Here is a 17,977-nt window from a genome sequence, read left to right as displayed (position 1 = left end):
ATTTAATGGTACGGGAGGAAATTGAAGATGCCTGCAAAGATGATCGTTTATGGTGCGAATGCCCGTGAAAAAATGCTCGCGGGGGTGAACAGCCTGGCCGATGCGGTGAAGGTCACCCTGGGCCCGAAAGGCAAAAACGTCGTCCTCGAAAGGAGCTTCGGCAGCCCCACCGTCACGAAGGACGGTGTCAGTGTTGCCAAGGAGATCGAACTGGAAGGCAAGTTCGAGAACATGGGTGCCCAGATGGTCAAGGAGGTTGCCAAGAAGACCTCCGATACCGCTGGAGACGGCACCACGACCGCCACGGTCCTGGCCCAGGCCCTCTGTGCGGAAGGCCACAAGCTGGTGACGGCCGGTGTCAATCCCATGGCCCTGAAGCGGGGTCTCGATCGCGGGGTCGCCGCCGTGATTGGGCAGCTCAAGGCATTGTCCAAGGAGATCAAGGGCAAGAGCGAGATTTCACAGGTGGCCGCCATATCCGCCAACAACGACGAAGAGATCGGGCGATTGATATCGGATGCCATGGAAAAGGTCGGCAAGGAGGGGGTGATCACGGTGGAGGAGGCCAAAAGCATGGCCACCACCCTGGACATGGTCGAGGGCATGCAGTTCGACCGGGGCTATATCTCCCCCTACTTCGTGACCGACGCGGAAAAGCTCGAGGTCCATCTTGAAGAACCCTACATTCTGATCCAGGAAAAAAAGATCTCCAGCCTGAAAGACCTGTTGAAGCTCTTGGAGGCGATCGCCCGGTCCGGCAAACCCCTGCTCGTGATCGCAGAAGACGTGGAGGGTGAGGCCCTGGCGACCCTGATCGTGAACAAGCTGCGCGGCACCCTGAAGGTGGCCGCCGTCAAGGCGCCGGGTTTCGGCGATCGCAGAAAAGCCATGCTCCAGGATATCGCCATTCTCGCCGGCGGACAGGTGATCTCGGAAGAGCTGGGCATCAAACTGGAAAGCATCGGCCTGAACGACCTGGGCCGGTGCAAATCTGTTCGGATCGACAAGGACAACACCACCATCGTGGGCGGCGCAGGCTCTAAAGACGCCCTGGACGGCCGAATCCGGCAGATTAAAAGCCAGATCGAGGAGACGACATCCGACTACGATCGCGAAAAGCTCCAGGAGCGGCTGGCCAAGCTGGCCGGGGGGGTCGCGGTGATCAATATGGGGGCGGCCACGGAAACCGAGATGAAGGAGAAGAAGCCCCGGGTGGAGAACGCCCTGAACGCCACAAGGGCGGCCGTTGAGGAGGGAATCGTCCCCGGCGGCGGCGTGGCGCTCATCCGATGTCTCGATGCATTAGGGACGTTGAAGCTGGATGACGATGAAATGAGCGGGGTCACCCTGCTGAAACGGGCCCTCAAGGCGCCGCTCTTCCAGATCGCCCAGAATGCCGGCCATGACGGCTCCGTCGTTGTGAAGGAGGTGCTGGAGGGCAAGGATGATTTCGGCTTCAATGCCGCCACCGGCGTCTTCGAGAATCTTCTGGCAGCAGGCATCATGGATCCCACCAAAGTGGTACGTTTCGGCCTTCAGAATGCCGCTTCCGTGGCGGGCCTGATGCTCACGACGGAAGCCATGATCACGGAAAAACCGAAAAAGAAGAAAAACGAGTCGGCGTCCGGGGGCGACATGGAAGACGACATGTATTGATGGCGTCCGGCCGGGATGTACCGAACAGACGCATCAACGTCTCCTGAACCAGGAGGGCGGGCAGGCTCCCGATTGGCGGAGCCCCCCCGCCCCCTATGTTTCTAAACGCGCGGGTTTCGTTCGGAAGCCGGATATGGGCAAGATGGGAGAGGCACATGAAACTGCTCAAGCGCATTTTGGGTATCTGTGAAACCCGGTTGCCCTCCGTGGTGGACAGTTGGCGCTACGAAGACCTCCGGATCACGGTCCGGCTCAGCCGGATGCCGGAGCTTCGCCGTCCGGGCGGGGCGGTTCGCCTGGAGGGCGGGGGGCTTCCCCGAAAGGTCCTTCTGGTTCACGGCACGGACGGGCGGTTTCACGCATTCGCCAACCGGTGCACTCACATGGGCCGAAGGCTGGATCCGCTTCCTGGAAATGACCGCATGGAGTGCTGCAGCGTTTCCAGATCCACCTTCACCTATGCAGGCGATCCGGTTTCAGGCGCGGCAAAGGCCCCTGTCGAAACCTTTCCCGTCGACGCCGAGGGGGATGAACTGAGGATCCGTCTCGGCTAGGGTTCGGGACGCGTCAACCGCCGCCGCATCGGGGCGGGGGCGCTCCCGCGGCATCCTTACCGGCTCGGGGGCATCTTTCAGTGCCGGCGGTACCTGACGATTTCAACGGCGACGCTTCGGACGGCGCCCAATTCAATACCCTTACAAGGAGATTCATCATGGAGCTTAAACAGAAAGGCAGTGAGGCCAATGTCGGCGGATTCAAGCAGCTTATGGTCGCCATGCGGTGGAGCACCGCGGCCGACTTCGACCTTGCCGCGGCGTATGAAGGCAAGGACGGCAAGCAGGGGCTGATCTATTTCGGCGAAAAAGGCGATCTGAACACCTTCCCCTTCATGCAGTTGAGCGGAGACGAGGGGGTGGGGGACACGGCCGGGAAAAACGAGGAGATCATGCGGATCACCAAGGTGGACGATATGAAATATGTCTGGATCATATGCTGGGACTACGGCAGGGTGAAGGACGGATCCGCGGCCCGGTTCAAAGACAGCGACGTCACGCTTTCGATCCTGGATGATACGGGCACCAGCCACAATGTGACGCTGGACACGGGGGACATGGGAAATGTGGCCCTCCTCGCCACCATCGACAACAGCAGCCCCATCGGCGCCAAGCTGATCAACTCGAGCAAGGCCGGAACACTCAAGGGGTTGAAAAAACTTCAGGATCTGATGGACGTGATCCAAGGATAACCGGCCCGGAAGGGAAAGGGCGGTCGGAGCGGCAAGACGCCCTTTCCCCGGAGCATTTCCCGAGGACCGCCGCCTCAGGCGGATGGCGGTTTGATATCGAAGGTTTTTCTCAGCCGGACAAGCTCCCGGGGCGGGATGCGGTGCGCCGCTTCGGGCGTCGTGAGGTGGGTCCTGACGACAGGCTGCCGGTGCTTTCGGTTGACCCTGCATCGCCAGCACGGGTTTCCGCCCCAGTAGCCGAATTCTACATCGCCCCCGCACCTGGCGCAGCGGAGCGCGTCTTTTTCCATGGGCGCCGGAGGCGGCTGATCGATGGTGCGGTGGTAGCATCCCGCTTCGATGCATCGCCAGTAATAGGGCCAGTGCCTGCCCGCGGCGGCGACGATCTCCCGGCCGCAGATCGGGCAGCGGGGGTGCCGCTCGGCATCCCTGGCCTCGACCAGTTCGTTCCATCGCAGCCGCCGGCCTGCGAATTCGATCAGGGTCCGTCCGGAGCGCCGCTCCATGGACCCGTGGAAGTCTCCCCGATCCGCCGGATCCGGGGGGCCCAATGGATCGAAGGAGCCGAACCAGAGGATCCGGTCATCGATCACCACCAGCTTTTCAGCCAGCCGCATCCGGTGGATCACCATTGCCCCCCAGTCTTCAATGCGCCGCGCCATTTCTCCATAGGGCTCGACCTCGCTTTTCCGCCTCTCCTGGGCGGTCCGGGTGATGACATAGACCCGGACACGTTTGCCTGCGGCGGCCCGCAGGGCGCGCTCGACCTCGGAGAGGCGGCCCGCGTCCAGGGCCGGGGAATAGACGATCACCCGTTCCGACGCGCCGTCGATGTCCTGGTTGAGGGCTTCGATGAACGCCTCCCGGGTTACCCCGGTGCGCGGCGAATCCGCCTCTCCCCCTTCGAGTGACAAATTGTCCGGACCAGCGGCCGGCGGATTTTGGCCCCTGTCCCGAATCAGGTCGGGCGCCTGGATAACGGCCGATTTCTTCCGGAGGGCCGGGATGAACCGGCTGCCGGTGAATGCCCCGTGGGCCCTTTTTTCAAGGTGCTCGAAATCACCCACGACGACGAGGCGCGATTGCGCCCGGGCAAGGCAGTCGCTGATCCGGCGCCGGGTCACGGCGTCGGCGTTGGGCCTGTACACGGGGGCGCCGGAAAACGGATCATCTTCCACCATGTCCAGGATCACGACCGGCGCGCGCAGATCGTAGAGGCTCTCCGGCGTTCCTGCATGGATGTCGTCTTCCAGGCCCTCCTGCCGGATCAGCAGATCCACCAGGGCCGCATGGGAAACATAGGGGGCGATGATGAGCACCCGTGGGTCGTCTCCGACGGCGAGCGGCGGCCGATCCTTGCGCAGGAAGGCCTTGGCTGCCGACACGCACAGCGCGGCGGACATGAAATTGAGCCCGTCGGACGGGTCCGGCCCGGCCAGCCGGGTGATCCAGGCCCTCGACGGCCCGGTATCGACCATGAGAACGGGGCTGATGTTCCCCCATGGGGCGCTGTACCATCCGGCCAGGGCGTCGTCGCTCCGGCCGCCGGCGGTCTCGAACCGGGCGATGGCGTCGGGCTGCGGTTTTCCGTCCGGGGCCTCCCGTTGCGGCATCATCTCGGCGGCCAGAGCGCTGATGCGGGGATGCGTGAGGTATCGCCGGCGGAGCATGACCCTGTTGGGGTGATTCGCCTCTTCCCGGGTGAATCCCGCGGTTTCGAAAACGTCCCTCCCCAGCCATTTCCGGGCCAGGTCGCCGTCGGACATGACGGCGGGCGGGAGCCGTCCGGGATCTCCCAGAACGATGATGCGGGATGCCGCCAGGCCCGCCGCGATCCACACGGCCGGAACCGGGGCCATGGAGACCTCGTCCAAAATCACCGCGTCAAACCGCCGGGAATGGACGGCGTCATGCAGGCAGGCGTTCGAGAGGGTCGTCACGACGACGTCCGCTTCGGCGACGATGCGCCTTTCCATTCCGCCGATCTCGGTCTCGTGGTCGGATGACCCGGTGTTGCGGGCCGCTGCCCCCAGATCGGCCCGGTATGCGGCGATCTCCTCGCCGAGCCGCGTTAGTTCAAGGCGGAGGGAATCGACATGGAGACCCCTGGTTTCGGCTTTTGCATTGGCGTACCCTGCTTTGATGGCGTTCAGAACGACCTCGGGGGTCCCGCCGGAAACCTGGCTGAAGCCCTGCTGGTTCAAGGATTTGAGTTGTGCGCTCAACAGCCCCGCCAGGCGGATCCGGCTGTCGTGGTAGCCCTTGTTGAGGCGTTTCGTTTCCCGATCCAGCGGTTCAAACCGTGTCTGGAAGAGGGACTTCTGCTTCAGAATGTCGTCCCGGCCGGCGGGGTATGCCTGGCTGAGGCGCTCCGCCTCGGCTTCAAGCTGGGTTTTGTTGTTCTGGATGATCCTGAGAAGCGAACGCTTGGCGTCGATCCGCTCGCCCATCTGCGCCGCTTCGGTTTCAAGTCTTTCGATCGCCTCCTTCTGCTGTTCCGGGGGGGGGATCTGGCGGAGCTGGCGGGTCAGCCAGCCTGCGGAAGACGTCCTGCCGTAGATCTGCCGGGCTTCCGCGAGCCGGTCGGCCGTCTCCGCCAACTTCCCGGCAAGATCCGAAATCTCGCCCTTGAGCGTGGCCATGCTTTCGGTCAACTGGATCAGGTCCGCCTCCGCCTTTCGGTGTTTTTTGGCGGCTTCGGCGGCCTCCCGCCAGAGGATCACCGTGCGCTGCATCTCCTTCAGGGCCCGGCGCCGCTTTTCGAGCTGTCGCTTTTTCGCCTGAAGGTCCATGAACGCTTGTTCGACCACTTCGAGATCGCGCTCCCCGCGGGCAACCCATTCCAGGATATCGATCATCCGGGAGACCCTGGCGGCCCGGGCCTTCGCCGCACGGAGCTTTTCCGCAAGATGGGTTTTGCGGATCATGGGCGCTTCGGCCTTCAGGGCGGCCCGGGTTTCCAGAAGGAGGTTCGGGTGGCGCTTGAGGAGCGGCAAATCGGGGTCGCCCAGGCGAATGATCTGTCCGTTTTCCCGCGCGGATGCCGGCATGCGGCGGGATATGCTCAGGATGATCCGGTCCGCGGCCCGCGCGCTGCGCGATGCGACCAAAACGGACTGGTTCCGTTGGCGGAGAAGGCGGACGATTTCAGCGATCGTCCTCGTTTTTCCGGACCCCGGGGGGCTCAGGATGAAGGCGGCGTCGTGCCCCAGCGCCGACAGAACGGCGCGGGCCTGGTGCGGGTCGAGGTCTTCTGCGACCGTCACATCCGCGGGGGCGCCGGAAACGGGGAGCGCCCCCCGGATCCGTTCGCCCGCTGGATTGGGCATGGCCTTGAAGCCCTCAAGCCGTTCGATCCATTTTTCGAGGATATCGGTCAGGTTGTAATGAAGGCGCGCCCTGCCGATCCGGTCGCCCTTGTGCTCGGGGAGGCTTGCGGTGAGGGTCAGGCCGCTCGTGGACACGAGGGTGATGACCATCGAAGGCTGGTCGGGGATGACCAGGTCCGCCGGCCCATCCCAGAAAAGATCCGGCGCCGCCTCCATCTCGAATGCATAGTGAAAGCGGCTTCCGATGCGATCGATGAAACGACCGTTTTTCAGGCGCAGGGATGCCAAAAGCCCGTTCCGGCGGACGGCCCGGATCTCCTCCTGAAGCGCCGACTGGTATTCCGACAGGATATCGGCCGGCAAATCGCCGTCCCCGTGTGCAGGAATCGCCTGCGGTTCCGGGATCGGATGCCTCATCCGTCGCCCTCGATGCCCGCGCGACCCCGGGTCGGGCCGGGAATCGCCTGCGCGGAGGCGCCGTGCTGCCTGCGGATTCGGCGGCGATATCGCATTTCAGGGGTCGTCTTCGGGATTGAATTCATGGGTACGCCAGCACAAGAAAACAGTTAAGAATCGTGAAGGTCGAAAGCAATGCACGGCTGCAGATGGTCATATTAAGCAAATCGATGGGGAAACGTCAATGGAAGAAAGCGAATGCCGTGAGTGCCGGGGGGCGGCCCGGCCCCGCGGATCACGGGCGTGCGGTCTGGTATAGATCCTCGGCGTGATAGGAACTCCGGACAAAGGGGCCGCTGGCCACCTCCGTGAATCCCATGTCCAGTGCGGTCCGGCGCCAGGCGTCGAATTCATCGGGCGGGACGAAGCGCTCGACCGGCAGATGATTTCCGGAGGGCTGAAGGTACTGGCCGATGGTGAGAAACCGGCATTGAACGCGCCGCAGGTCACCCAGGGTTTCCCGGACCTCGGCGTCGGCTTCGCCCAGGCCCAGCATGATGCCGGATTTTGTCGGAATGCCGGGAGCCGTGTCGGCCACCCGCTCCAGCAGCGCCAGGGACCGCTCGTATACCGCCTCGGGACGGACCCGGGCGTAGAGGCGCGGCACGGTTTCGATATTGTGGTTCAGCACGTCGGGTCGCGCGTCCAGGACGGTCGTCAGGGCCGCCCTGTCTCCCTTGAAATCGGGGATCAGGACCTCCACCCGGGCCGAGGGCAGCCGACTCCGGATCCGGGTGACCGTTTCGGCGAAGAGGCCCGCGCCGCCGTCCGGGAGATCGTCCCGGGTCACCGATGTGACCACCACGTACCGGAGCCCCATCCGAAAGGCGGCTTCCGCCACGCGGGAGGGCTCTTCCGGATCGGGAGGGGCCGTGGGGCCGTGGGCCACGTTGCAGAACCGGCAATTGCGGGTGCATCGCGACCCCAGGATCAGAAATGTTGCGGTCCGCCGGGAGAAGCACTCGAACTGGTTGGGGCACTTGGCCTCCTCGCAAACCGTATGGAGGCGGCCCTTGCTGATGAGGGCCCTGACCTGTTCGTACTCGGGGGCGGTGGGCAGCCTGCGGGTGAGCCAGGGCGGTTTCCTGCTTTTCCGGGGTGTTCGTTCGTTTTCCATGGTCATGATCTCTCCGCTGTTGCCTCTCGTTCTTTCATCAAGCCTGTCATCAGCAGCGGCAGATCCGCATCCGTGAAGGCCTTGTTCAGCACCGCCGCCAGGTGACGTTTCAACCCTCGTCGAACCCGATCCAGGGGAACCTCCCGCCCCAGTTCGGTGCTAAGGGATGTCATGCGGATGTTCTGGAATCCGCAGGGGTGGATCCAGTCAAAGGGCGCGAGGTCGGTGTTGACGTTCAATGCCAGGCCGTGAAAACAGATGCCTCGGGTGACACTGACGCCGATGCTGCCCAGTTTTCGCTCCCCGACCCAGACGCCCCGGTTCTTTGGGTGGCCTGCCGCTGCCACCCCCCAATCCGCCGCTGTCCGGACCATGGCCTCCTCAAGGCGGCCGACATAGTCCCGGATGCCGATGCCGGAGGCGTTGAGGTCCAGGATGGGGTAGGCCACCAACTGCCCCGGGCCGTGGTAGGTGATATTGCCGCCCCGTTCGATCTGGACGACGGCGATGTCCATCCGGCGGAGAAAGTCCTCCGGCACCACCAGGTTTTCCCGGCCGCCGTTGCGGCCCAGGGTGAAAACCGGCGGGTGCTCCAGGCACAGGATGACGTCGTCCTCCAGCCGGTTTTCCATTCTGGACGCCGTGATCTCCCGTTGAAGGCGGAGCGCCTCCGGATACCCCGTCAGCGGCAGGTCCAGGTAGAGGCATCGGGTCGCTTTCATCTTTTTTCTTTCATGGCATTGCAGCCGTCGTCCTTGATCCGCTGACGGAACGAAGCCATGGTTTCCGGAACGCCGGGGGGGCTTCCGGGCGTGCGGGGTTTCGGCGGAATCGGAGCGGCTGTTTCAGGCGGCCTAGAGGATATACGGCACCTTCAGGTTGAAGTTCTTGTAGATGACGAAGGTCTCCATGGACTGGACGCCGTCAATCCTGGAGACCTCTTCGGTGTAAAAATCCTCCAGGCTGTAATCGTCGTTGAACAGTACCGTTACCAGCAGGTCGTACCGCCCCGTCACCACCGCCACCGACACAATCCCCCGAAGCTTGCTGAAGAGTTCGGCTTTTTTGAACATATCGGCGGTGCCCAGCTTCACGCCGATGATTACGGCATGATGCCGGGGGATCGACTCCGGGTTCACCAGGCCCGTGATCTCCAGGATACCGCTGTCGACCAGCTTCTTGACCCGTGCCCTGACCGTATTCTCCGTGAGGCTGAGCGTGTCGGCGATATTCTTGAAAGATCTCCTTCCATCGCGGAGATGTTTGATGATGGTCATGTTGATGTCGTCGATTTTCATGGTGGGTGGATCTCTGGGGTCATGGTCCGGACCGCGTCCGTCAGACGGATTCCTTCAGTTTCTTTCCCGGGGAGAATTTGACCACATTGCAGGCCTTGATCTTGATTTCTTCGCCGGTCTGCGGGTTTCTTCCTTTTCTGGCTTTCCGGCGCACCTTGGTAAAGGATCCGAATCCGACCAGGGTGACTTTGCCGTCCTTTTTCTTGAGGGCCTGGGTGATGCCGTCGGTGATGGAATCGATGGCCTTCGCCGCGATGGTTTTCGAGACGCCCACATCTTCCGCCAGCTTGTCGACTAAATCGGCTTTCTTCATCTGTCTTTTCTCCTTTTCCGTTGGTTTTTGCTCCCTAATAATCGGCTGCCGGATGGTTCATCCATACCCAAAAACCGGCCATGAGGCTGCGCCAAAAGGCATGTCCATCGTGATTCTTGATCATGATATGTCCGATGGTTCATCTGCTGATGGCCATTTAAAAAGATCAATGCAGAAATATTTCTTCGTTGTCAACATAAAACCTCATTATTGCAGTGTTTTCACTGAAACCCGAACCGGGGGCCGGCTCTCCTGCCGGGGAATGTCCGGACCCGGAACCGGGAATCCTTGAAAAATTCGATTGACGGGAAATAAGGTTTTTCTGTAAATCCAAGCAGTATTCTGTATTGTTCCAGAAAATTCAACGTAACCGCGCCAATCACGCTGGCCTGTGAATCGCGAAGGGGAGGAGATGCCATGCCGAAAGTACTGATCGTTTATGCCACAAGAACCGGAGACACGGAAAAGATCGCCCGACTGATCGGCGAAGGTGTTCGGATTTCGGGGCTGGAAGCCGAAGTCCTGGACATCAAGCAGATCAAGAAAGAGGCGGATCTGGAGGGGTATGACGCCCTGGTTCTCGGATCGTCCACCTATCACGGAGAGATGCTCGAAAAAATGAAGACCCTCCTCTTCCTGGCGGAAAAGGCCAACCTGGATGGCAAGGTGGGCGGGGCGTTCGGCGCCTTCGGCTGGAGCGGTGAGGCGCCGGAGCGTATTTACGGCACCATGGCCAATATCTTCAAGATGGACATGGTGGGGGATCCCCTGATGTTAAAAAACGCCTCCCTGGGCGGGGGAATCCAGATGGCCCAGGACTACGGAAAATCGATCGCGAAGAAGCTCCAGGGGAAATAGATCTGCACGGATCGGGCCGGGTGGACCGCGGATTGCAGATCTGGGTGATCGTGATCGTGCTGATCCGGATGCCGCCCTTCTTCCGGCTCATGGGAGGAGAAACGCGAAACGCCGCCGTGAGGGGCGTTTCGCCGATGCTGGGGTTATGCGCCGGGATCAGTCGCCGACGTACTTGAACGACAGATTTACCCGTGCCCGATAGGCCGTCACTTTTCCGTTTTCCACTTTCATGTCGAGCTTGGTGATTTCCGCGACCCTGAGCTCCTTGAGGGATTTCGATGCGGTGTCCACCGCTTTCTTCGCGGCGTCTTCCCATGATTCGGTGCTGGTTCCTACCAGTTCGATGACCTTGTAGACACTTTCGCCCATGATATCCTCCTTTTAGGCTGATGGGTTGAGAAAAGAACGTCCTCCGGTTCTGGCGGACACGGTATGAGATGCGCCATGCTGACATCGATGGATTCGGTTTCCGCCGGATGCCGCATCGTGCGAATTGCGAGCGTCGCATGCGAAATTGAACCGCCTGGCTCTGGAGAAGTCAACTGGCACAGATCATCTTGGACACATACTACCCCGATAGGGGCGTTTTCGTCAAGTAGGCTTTTGGCTGGGGGAAGGGGATTCTTTTCACGAAATTCCGTCGAGATGGATGACGGCATCCGGGGGCGTCTCCCGAACCCGGGCCGATAGCAGGAAAAAGCCCCGTTTATGCCCCAATCATGCCCCTATTGAAATACGGCCGTTCATGATCACTATTAACAATAGATAAGTAAAAGGCGGTTTTGCCCTTCGCGTCCGCGGGGCATCATCCCTGACGGTCGTGCACCCCTTACAGAGGAGATTTGATATGAGCAAAACAGAATGTTTTTACGACAAGGTCTCCAGCCGGTCGGTGGGGGCGGTGGTCTTCATCTTCAGCCTGCTGCTTGCGATCGTCGGGACGATCGTTCTGCCGGTCTTCGGCTTTTTTTTCGCCCTGCCGCTGATCATCATGGCGGGATTTTTTGTCTTCGCGCCCGACAGCAAGGCATGCCGTCTGCTGTCGGCGAAAAAGGAATAATCCGCCCGCCCGCCGGGACGGGTCATTGCCCGAAGGGCTGATCCCGTCCCGGCGGGGGCCGGCCGGAACGCCTGGCGTTTCTCCGCCCGCGTCCTCTCCCGCTTGGAAAAGTCTTGACACCCCCCTGCACTCTATATACGAAAATCCATTGTTCCATGCGGATGTCTCATGGTATCTTCCGATCCTGTCGGGGATGCTTCGGAACCTTTTACAAGGAGCCACAACAGTGAAGGTCGTCATTATCGGCGGCGGATGGGCGGGATGCGCCGCCGCGCTGGCCGCCGGATCCCAGGGCGCCGGGGCGGTGCTGATCGAGCGCACCGATATGCTTCTGGGCACCGGCCTGGTGGGCGGCATCATGCGCAACAACGGCAGGTTCACGGCGACCGAGGAGATGATCGCCCTGGGCGGAGGGGGCCTTTTTACGGCCATTGACGGGAACCTGCTGCACCGGGAGGTCGAGTTTCCCGGCCATGCCCACGCCTCCCTTTACAATGTGGGCACCATGGAGCCCATTGTGCGCCGCCTGCTCGCGGCCAACGCTATCGATCTCCGGTTCGAGACGCGGATCACCGGCGTCGAGCGGGACGGCGGCCGGATCGTCGCCGTCACCGGGAAAAAAGGGGGCGAGACCGTCCGCATCCCGGGCGACGTATTCGTGGAAACCACGGGAACGGCCGGCCCGCCGGCCAACTGTACCCGATACGGCAACGGCTGCGCCATGTGCGTGCTCCGGTGCCACAGCTTTGGCGGACGGGTGAGCGTGGCGGCAAAGGCCGGGATCCTGGAGATGGACGGCCAAAAGGGCGGCCAGACCGGCGCCATGAGCGGTTCGTGCAAGCTGCACAAGGAATCCCTGGCCCCCGGGCTTCTCCAGAGGCTCAACACCCATGGGGTGGTCGTCGTCCCCCTTCCCCCCGAACTCCGGCTGTCGGGAAAACTGGCGATGAAGGCCTGCCAGCAATACGCCATGGCGGCGTTTGAAGAGAATGTCATCCTGCTCGACACCGGCCACGCCAAGCTCATGAGCCCGTTTTTTCCCCTGGCCGTCCTGCGGGAGATTCCCGGCTTCGAGAACGCCCGGTATGAAGACCCGTATGCGGGCGGCATGGGCAATTCCGTCCGCTACCTGGGCATGTCCCCCCGGGATGACGCCCTCCGGGTGGCGGGCCTGGAGAACCTGTTCTGCGCCGGAGAAAAGGCGGGGTTGCTGGTGGGGCATACCGAAGCGATCTGCACCGGCACCCTGGCCGGATACAACGCGGTGCGGCACGCCCGGGGCGAAACCCCGCTGGTGCTTCCCGAGAGCCTGGCCATCGGATATGCCATCCACGAGGTGCGCGTCCAGATGCGGGAGAAGGGGGAACTTGCCAAAAAATTCACCTTTTCCGGGTCGGTTCTTTTCGAGGAGATGAAGGCGCGGGGGCTTTACGCCACCCGCCCGGACCGGATTGCGGAGCGGGTGGACCGCTCCGGGCTCCTGGGGGTGTTCTCGCCGCGGAAGGGATGAAGCGTAACGCACATATCATACTTGATGCATTCGTAAAAAGTCAATTTTCAGACGGTTTCGCAAAAAGGCCGAGATCAAGGCTTGCGAATCCCGAGGAATGCGACGTACTTGCAGTACGCCGCAGTGATGAGGGATAGGCGTAACGCAGATATCGGCCTTTTTGCGGAACCGTCAAGGATGCAAGAGGAGGAGAAGATGACAGGATTGAAGAGGATTGTATTTCTTTGGATACTCGCCGCGGCTGTCTGCCTTCAGCCGGCGGCGGCCTGCGCCGACGGCATCGTCATCGCCCTGGGCTCCGAACCGACGACCCTGGATCCTCAGCTCCGCGAGGATGGGGGCGAGCGGGCCGTTAACGACAACATCTACGAGACCCTCCTGCAGCGGACGCCCGCCGGGGAGCTCGTGGCGGGGCTGGCAGCGGCGCCGCCCTCCCTGGTCGAACCGTCGATCTGGGAGGTCAAGCTGAGGGCCGGCGTCACCTTCCACAACGGTGAGCCTTTCAACGCCGATACCGTGGTCTACAGCATCCTGCGGACCATCGATCCGAAGTTCAATTCGGAGCAGATGTCCTTTTTCAACACCATCAAGACGGCCGTGAAGGTGGACGATCTCACCGTCCGGATCACAACCGACGGTCCGGACCCGATCCTGCCGTCGCGGCTGTACTGGATGAAGATGGTCCCCGTGGCCCATTCCAGGGACGCCAAATTCGCCGAGGCGCCCGTGGGCACGGGGCCCTACCGGTTTGTCGAATGGCGGCGGGGCCAGCACATCCTTCTGGAGCGCAACGGGGTATACTGGGGCGGCGCGCCCGCCATCGAAAAGGTGACCTACCGGTTCGTCTCCGAGCCTGGAACCCGCCTGGCCGGCCTCTCTGCGGGAGAGTTCGACCTCATCACCAACCTCATGCCCGAATTCACCGCGCAGGTGCCCCAGAAGATCAATATCCTGGGGCTTGAACACCCCATCATCATCCTCAACGCCGACGGCGGCATCACCAAGGACCCCCGGGTGCGCCAGGCCCTCAACTACGCGGTCGACAAACAGGCCCTGGCCGAGGGGCTCTTCGAGGGATTTGCCCAGGTCGCCCAGGGGCAGCTCCTCAGCCCGTCGTTTTTCGGATTCAATACAGATGTGGGGCCCTATCCCTATGATCCGGCCAAGGCCCACGCCCTGCTCAAGGAGGCCGGTGTGGTCGGCGCCGAAGTGGAGCTCATCGGCACGGCGGGGCGCTGGCTCAAGGACCGCGAACTCGTGGAGGCGGTCTCCGCCTACTGGGACGCCGTGGGGCTCACGACCAAGGTCCGCATCTTCGAGTTCAACGAATACCTGAACCGCCTCTTCGACCGCAAGACCCGGGGGGACGGGATCTTCGTCGTGAGCTCCAACGAGCTGCTGGACGCGGACAAGAGCTTTTCCGCCTACTACAAGGCCGGCGGCATCGGCTCGTCCAACACGGATGCCCTACTGGCATCCCTCATCGACCGGGCCCGGACGGAAACCGACGCGGCCAAACGCGCCGGGCTCTATCACCAGGCGGTCAAACGCGCCCATGACCAGGCCTATTTCGTTTGGCTGCTCAACATCGAGGACATCTACGGGCTGAGCACCCGCCTTGCGTGGCCGGGGCGGGTAGACGCCAAGCTCCTGGTCGCCGAGATGAAGCTCAAAAAATAAGGAGCGCGCCTGCATGGGCCGATACATCCTGAAGCGCATCTGGCACGGCGCCGTCGTCATTTTCGGCGTGACGGTGATCGTCTTCGTCGTAACCCGGATGGTGGGGGACCCGGTGAAGGTCATGCTGCCCCTCGAGGCCACCGCCGAGCAGCGGGCGGCATTCGAGCGGCAGCTCGGCCTCGATCGACCCATACCGGTCCAGTTCGCCGATTTCCTGGCAGGCCTGGCCCGCCTCGATTTCGGGGAATCCCTGTGGCAGCACCGCCCGGCCATGGAGATCGTCCTCGAAAAGCTGCCCCTGACCCTTCACCTGGCCTTCCTGGGAATCGGCCTGGCCTGCGTGCTCTCGATCCCCCTGGGGATCATCGCCGCGCTCCGGCCGGGGGGGATATCCGACCGGCTCACGGTTTTTTTCAGCCTCATCGGCCTGTCCATCCCCCAGTTCTGGCTCGGCCTGCTGCTCATCGTCGTCTTCGCCGTCCAGTTGAAGTGGCTGCCCACATCGGGCATCGCCACCCCGGCCCACATGATCATGCCGGCCGTGACCCTGGCCCTGCCGGCCCTGGCAAGGATGGTGATGATCGTGAGGTCTGCCATGATCGACGAACTGAACCGCCAGTACGTCAAGACCGCGACGGCCAAAGGGCTTCCATTCCGCCGCGTTGTCGGGGTCCATGCCCTCCGCAACGCGGGGCTGCCGGTGGTCACCCTCTGCGGGTGGGAGCTGATCCGGGCCGTCGCCGGGTATTCGGTCGTGGTGGAGACCGTTTTCGCCTGGCCGGGGCTCGGTCTGACCGCCATCCAGGCCATTGAGCGGGAGGACCTCATCCTGCTCCAGGCCATCGTCTTCACCGTGGCGGTCACGGTGGTCCTCATCAACATTGCCATGGACGTGGTCTACACGATCATCGATCCCAGACTGAAGCTGGCGTAGGATGGAACAAAACAGCGATCCACGCCCCGTGACGGGCGGCAGGGGAGACGACCGGCGTCGGAAGCTCCGGGCACTGGCCCTCGAACTCTGGCGGGACAAGGCCGGCTTTGCCGGGGTCCTCCTCATCGGCGCCCTGGTACTCATGGCGCTCCTGGCCCCCGCCGTCGCCCCCCGCGACCCCGCGGCCCAGGATCTGAGAAACCGCCTCAAGCCGCCCGCGTGGGCGGAAAAGGGGTCGTCGTCCCATCTCCTGGGCACCGACCACCTGGGCCGCGATGTCCTGTCCCGGGTGATCTGGGGCTCCCGGGTCTCCCTCCTGGTGGGCGTCATGGTGGTATTGACGGCCGGGAGCTTCGGGGTGGTCATGGGCCTTCTCGCCGGGTATTTCGGCGGACGGACCGACAGCTTCATCATGCGGTGGATCGATACCCAGGTGGCCTTTCCCGGGCTCCTCCTGGCCCTGATCATCCTGGCGGTGATCGGCCCGAGCATGACCACGGTCATCGTGGTTCTGGCCCTGAACGGCTGGATGGTTTTCGGCCGCATGACCCGCAGCAGCGTGCTATCGGTCCGGAGGACCCCCTACGTGGAGGCGGCCGAGATCCTGGGCTGCAGCGCGGCACGGGTGATCTTCCGGCACATCCTCCCCAACCTTACCTCGCCCCTCATCACCCTGGCCATCCTGGAATTCGCCCGCATCGTCCTGGCCGAGGCGGCGCTTTCCTTCCTGGGCCTGGGGATCCAGCCGCCGGCAACCTCATGGGGGCTGGACGTCGCCGCAGGCAAGGACTACATCTTCCGGGCCTGGTGGCTCGTCACCATGCCGGGGATCGCCATCTCCGTTACGGTGCTCGCCGTCAACCTGGTGGCGAGCTGGATGCGCCTGATTTCAGATCCCCAGGAGCGCGAGAAGCAGTTCGCCCGGAAGGAGGCCGTCCGGAAGCGGCGCGAGCGGAAGCGCCTGGAGCGGGCCGGCGCGGGCCGGACGGAGGTTTCCCCATGACCGGCGGACCGCAGATGCCTCTGCTGGAGATCGAGGGGCTCAAGGTCCGCTTCACCACCCGCAGCGGCGTCGTTCGGGCGGTCCGGGGGGTCAGCCTCCATGTGGCGCCGGGCGAGACCCTGGGGCTGGTGGGGGAATCGGGCTCCGGGAAGAGCGTCACCGTTCAGGCGGCCATGGGGCTCGTCCAGACCCCCGGCGAGATCGTGGCGGGCGACGTCCGCTGGAAGGGGCGCTCCTTTTTCGGGCGGGGCGGGGCGGCCTATCTGAGGCAGGTGAGGGGAAAAGAGATCTCCATGATCTTCCAGGACCCCATGACCTCCCTGAACCCGGTCTTCACCGTGGGCGCCCAGATCTGCGAGGTGCTGCGGCACCACCTGGGGATGAGCGGCGCCCGGGCGAAGGCACGGGCCGTCGAGCTGCTCTCCCTCGTGAACATCAGCGCCCCGGAGAAGCGGCTGAAGCAGTATCCCGACGAATTCTCGGGCGGCATGCGCCAGCGGGTCATGATCGCCATGGCCATGGCCTGCGAGCCGGAGCTTCTCATCGCAGACGAGCCGACCACCGCCCTGGACGTCACCATCCAGGCCCAGATCCTCGAACTCATGGCCGACCTCCAGTCTCGGCTCAACCTGTCGGTGATCCTGATCTCCCACGACCTGGGGGTTGTCGCCCAGCTCTGCAACCGGGTGGCGGTGATGTATGCCGGGGAGATCGTCGAGGTCGGCCCGGTCGACGCCATCTTCCACCATCCCGTCCATCCCTACACCCGGGGGCTCCTGAGGGCGACGCCCAGCCTGGAGGACTACACCGAGCGGATGATCACCATCGAGGGGGTGCCCCCCGACCTGATCTCGCCGCCGGAGGGGTGCGCCTTTTTCCCGAGGTGCGCCCGGGCCGGGGAATGCTGCGTGAACCGGCCCCGGATCCGGCCCCACGGCGACGGTCACCACGCGGCCTGCTGGTGCACCTCCGGGGAGCCGTCGGAATCGGGAGAATCAGGGGCGCCGGATCGAGCGGAGGGCGGACATGAATAGTGCCGAGACGGTTTTCCTGGCGGAGGAAAACGCGAGACCGGCCGCGGCACCCGACCCCCTGGTCCGCGTCGAGGGGCTCACCGTCAGGTTCGACGGCGGCCGCGGCGGGTTCTGGGGCCGGAGCCGGCGGGTGGTGCATGCCGTCAACCAGGTCTCCTTCGAGATCTATCCTGGCGAGACCCTGGGGCTGGTGGGCGAGTCGGGTTCGGGCAAAAGTACCACGGGAAGGGCCGTCCTGCGGCGGGTCCCCCTGGCGGCCGGCAGGATTTTTTTCCGGGGGCGGGAGATTACCCACGCCCGGAAACAGGACCTCCGGCCCATGCGCCGCCACATGCAGTTGGTCTTCCAGGACCCCTACGCCAGCCTCAACCCCCGGATGCGCATCGCCGACATCATCGCCGAGCCCCTGATCGTCCACCGCATCTGCGCCGGCGCCGCCGATGCGGCGGACCGTGTCGCCCTGCTGCTCGAACTCGTCGGATT

General features: G+C 63.3%; 17 protein-coding genes. 11 read left to right on the top strand and 6 right to left on the bottom strand.

What is annotated here, in order from left to right:
- Nucleotides 1-27: 27 nt before the first annotated feature.
- From groL to ACEW8N_RS03015, 3 genes are all read left to right on the top strand, one after another.
- A complete protein-coding gene (groL, locus tag ACEW8N_RS03025) occupies nucleotides 28-1,656 on the top strand; it encodes a chaperonin GroEL (protein WP_373498319.1) in 1,629 nt (542 codons plus the stop codon).
- A 155-nt stretch (nucleotides 1,657-1,811) separates the two neighbouring features.
- Complete coding sequence (locus ACEW8N_RS03020; protein WP_373498318.1) at nucleotides 1,812-2,210, top strand: Rieske (2Fe-2S) protein; 399 nt, start codon at nucleotides 1,812-1,814, stop codon at nucleotides 2,208-2,210.
- Between the two features lie 158 nt (nucleotides 2,211-2,368).
- Nucleotides 2,369-2,902, top strand: a complete 534-nt coding sequence (locus ACEW8N_RS03015; RefSeq protein ID WP_373498317.1) for a hypothetical protein — start codon at nucleotides 2,369-2,371, stop codon at nucleotides 2,900-2,902.
- Between the two features lie 74 nt (nucleotides 2,903-2,976).
- On the opposite strand, the gene ACEW8N_RS03010 is transcribed toward ACEW8N_RS03015, so the two are convergent.
- The 5 genes from ACEW8N_RS03010 to ACEW8N_RS02990 form a co-directional block, all read right to left on the bottom strand.
- Nucleotides 2,977-6,648, bottom strand: coding sequence for an AAA domain-containing protein (locus tag ACEW8N_RS03010; protein WP_373498316.1), 3,672 nt, complete (start codon nucleotides 6,646-6,648; stop codon nucleotides 2,977-2,979).
- A 274-nt stretch (nucleotides 6,649-6,922) separates the two neighbouring features.
- The gene (gene lipA / locus ACEW8N_RS03005; protein ID WP_373498315.1) at nucleotides 6,923-7,810 is read right to left on the bottom strand and encodes a lipoyl synthase; all 888 of its coding nucleotides are present in this window, start codon (nucleotides 7,808-7,810) and stop codon (nucleotides 6,923-6,925) included.
- Complete coding sequence (gene lipB, locus ACEW8N_RS03000; RefSeq protein ID WP_373498314.1) at nucleotides 7,807-8,526, bottom strand: lipoyl(octanoyl) transferase LipB; 720 nt, start codon at nucleotides 8,524-8,526, stop codon at nucleotides 7,807-7,809. The genes lipA and lipB overlap by 4 nt, the downstream gene beginning before the upstream one ends.
- A gap of 132 nt (nucleotides 8,527-8,658) precedes the next feature.
- A complete protein-coding gene (locus ACEW8N_RS02995) occupies nucleotides 8,659-9,102 on the bottom strand; it encodes an Lrp/AsnC family transcriptional regulator (protein ID WP_373498313.1) in 444 nt (147 codons plus the stop codon).
- 40 nt (nucleotides 9,103-9,142) lie between these two features.
- The gene (locus ACEW8N_RS02990; RefSeq protein WP_373498312.1) at nucleotides 9,143-9,415 is read right to left on the bottom strand and encodes an HU family DNA-binding protein; all 273 of its coding nucleotides are present in this window, start codon (nucleotides 9,413-9,415) and stop codon (nucleotides 9,143-9,145) included.
- Nucleotides 9,416-9,832: 417 nt separating this feature from the next.
- Between ACEW8N_RS02990 and ACEW8N_RS02985 the strand changes: the two genes are divergently transcribed.
- Complete coding sequence (locus ACEW8N_RS02985; RefSeq protein ID WP_373498311.1) at nucleotides 9,833-10,273, top strand: flavodoxin domain-containing protein; 441 nt, start codon at nucleotides 9,833-9,835, stop codon at nucleotides 10,271-10,273.
- A gap of 156 nt (nucleotides 10,274-10,429) precedes the next feature.
- On the opposite strand, the gene ACEW8N_RS02980 is transcribed toward ACEW8N_RS02985, so the two are convergent.
- Nucleotides 10,430-10,642, bottom strand: a complete 213-nt coding sequence (locus ACEW8N_RS02980; RefSeq protein WP_373498310.1) for a dodecin family protein — start codon at nucleotides 10,640-10,642, stop codon at nucleotides 10,430-10,432.
- 478 nt (nucleotides 10,643-11,120) lie between these two features.
- On the opposite strand from ACEW8N_RS02980, the gene ACEW8N_RS02975 reads away from it, so the two are divergent.
- From ACEW8N_RS02975 to ACEW8N_RS02945, 7 genes are all read left to right on the top strand, one after another.
- Nucleotides 11,121-11,333 (top strand): hypothetical protein, encoded by a 213-nt coding sequence (locus tag ACEW8N_RS02975; RefSeq protein ID WP_373498309.1) that lies wholly within the window; start codon nucleotides 11,121-11,123, stop codon nucleotides 11,331-11,333.
- 226 nt (nucleotides 11,334-11,559) lie between these two features.
- Nucleotides 11,560-12,843: an FAD-dependent oxidoreductase gene (locus ACEW8N_RS02970; RefSeq protein WP_373498308.1), complete on the top strand. Its 1,284-nt coding sequence runs from the start codon at nucleotides 11,560-11,562 to the stop codon at nucleotides 12,841-12,843.
- 195 nt (nucleotides 12,844-13,038) lie between these two features.
- A complete protein-coding gene (locus ACEW8N_RS02965; protein ID WP_373498307.1) occupies nucleotides 13,039-14,523 on the top strand; it encodes an ABC transporter substrate-binding protein in 1,485 nt (494 codons plus the stop codon).
- Between the two features lie 13 nt (nucleotides 14,524-14,536).
- Nucleotides 14,537-15,457, top strand: coding sequence for an ABC transporter permease (locus tag ACEW8N_RS02960; RefSeq protein ID WP_373498306.1), 921 nt, complete (start codon nucleotides 14,537-14,539; stop codon nucleotides 15,455-15,457).
- A gap of 1 nt (nucleotide 15,458) precedes the next feature.
- Complete coding sequence (locus tag ACEW8N_RS02955; protein ID WP_373498305.1) at nucleotides 15,459-16,460, top strand: ABC transporter permease; 1,002 nt, start codon at nucleotides 15,459-15,461, stop codon at nucleotides 16,458-16,460.
- Nucleotides 16,457-17,494, top strand: a complete 1,038-nt coding sequence (locus ACEW8N_RS02950; RefSeq protein WP_373498304.1) for an ABC transporter ATP-binding protein — start codon at nucleotides 16,457-16,459, stop codon at nucleotides 17,492-17,494. The genes ACEW8N_RS02955 and ACEW8N_RS02950 overlap by 4 nt, the downstream gene beginning before the upstream one ends.
- On the top strand, nucleotides 17,487-17,977 hold a 491-nt coding region (locus ACEW8N_RS02945), incomplete at its 3' end, for an ATP-binding cassette domain-containing protein (RefSeq protein ID WP_373498303.1). The genes ACEW8N_RS02950 and ACEW8N_RS02945, both read left to right, overlap by 8 nt.

It is taken from the genome of Desulfococcus sp. (genome assembly GCF_041737845.1).
In the GTDB taxonomy this organism is placed as follows: domain Bacteria; phylum Desulfobacterota; class Desulfobacteria; order Desulfobacterales; family Desulfococcaceae; genus Desulfococcus.
Note: the sequence above shows the minus strand (reverse complement) of the source record. Positions and strands in the feature narration are given on the sequence as shown.